The organism is Kitasatospora sp. NPDC036755 (assembly GCF_040636595.1).
GTDB lineage: Bacteria > Actinomycetota > Actinomycetes > Streptomycetales > Streptomycetaceae > Kitasatospora.
The window spans coordinates 1-1217 of record NZ_JBEZUT010000693.1 but is presented as its reverse complement, the minus strand read 5'-3'; the positions used below and the strand labels follow the sequence as shown (position 1 = coordinate 1217).

Here is a 1217-nt window from a genome sequence, read left to right as displayed (position 1 = left end):
CCGGAGTTCCTCAACCGGATCGACGAGGTGATCGTCTTCCACGCGCTCACCCGGAAGGACCTGCTGTCAGTGGTGGACCTGCTGCTGGAGCGCAGTCCTCGCCGAGACCCCGGACGCGGCCCTCGCCGACATCGCCTGGTCCTCGGTCTCCACCCGCTCCCGGCTCGGCCACCGCGCCGTCCTGCCGGTCGCCGACCGGGGCGAGCTGCTCGCCGGGCTGGAGGCCCTGGCGGCCGGCCTGCCGGCGGCCGGGGCGGCGACGGAGACGGCGGTGGACGGCCCACTGGCCTTCGTGTTCACCGGCCAGGGCGCCCAGCGCGCCGGGATGGGCGCGGAACTACGCACGCTCTTCCCGGTGTTCGCGACCGCCTTCGACGCGGTCTGCGCCCACCTCGACCCGCTGCTGGACCGCCCGCTGCGCGAGGTCGTCGACTCCGGTGAGGACCTCGACCTGACGGGGTACACCCAGCCCGCCCTGTTCGCGGTCGAGGTCGCGCTGTTCCGGCTCTTCGAGTCCTGGGGCGTGCGGCCGGATTTCCTCGCCGGGCACTCGGTCGGCGAGGTGGCCGCCGCGCACGTGGCCGGGGTGCTCTCCCTGGCGGACGCCTGCGCGCTGGTCGCCGCCCGCGGCCGGCTGATGCAGGCGCTGCCCGCCGGGGGCGCCATGGTCGCGGTGCAGGCCACCGAGGAGCAGGTCGCGCCGCTGCTCGACGGCCGGGAGCGGCAGCTGGCCGTCGCGGCGGTGAACGGGCCGACCTCGGTGGTGCTCTCCGGTGACGAGGACGCCGTCCTGGCGGTGGCCGCCGAGCTGCGCGAGCGCGGCCACCGCACCAAGCGGCTGACGGTCAGCCACGCCTTCCACTCCCCGCACATGGAGCCGATGCTGGCGGAGTTCCGCCGGGCGCTCGCGCCGCTCTCCTTCCGGCCGCCGGCCATCCCGATCGTCTCCACGGTGACCGGCGAGCCCGCCCCGGCCGAGCTGCTGACCTCCCCGGACTACTGGGTCGACCAGGTCCGCCGGCCGGTCCGGTTCCTGGCGGCCGCCCGGTCGCTGGAGGCGGCCGGCGTGCGCACCGTCCTCGAACTGGGACCGGACGGCGTCTGCTCCGCGATGGTGGCCGAGAGCGTGCTCGACCGGGCCGCGGCGTTGAAGTTGTAGACCAGCGAGTGGGTGACCTGCTCCTTGGCCTTGCGGTACAGGCGCGAACGCTGGCCAC

At 75.2% G+C, this 1217-nt stretch carries 2 pseudogenes; one reads left to right on the top strand and one right to left on the bottom strand.

Annotation, left to right across the window (positions count from 1 at the left end):
• Positions 1-109: 109 nt before the first annotated feature.
• Positions 110-1129: pseudogene (locus AB0E96_RS41265) on the top strand (acyltransferase domain-containing protein); the annotation flags it as partial.
• Positions 1130-1149: 20 nt separating this feature from the next.
• Here AB0E96_RS41265 and AB0E96_RS41260 read toward each other — a convergent pair.
• Positions 1150-1217, bottom strand: a pseudogene (locus tag AB0E96_RS41260) (50S ribosomal protein L20); the annotation flags it as partial.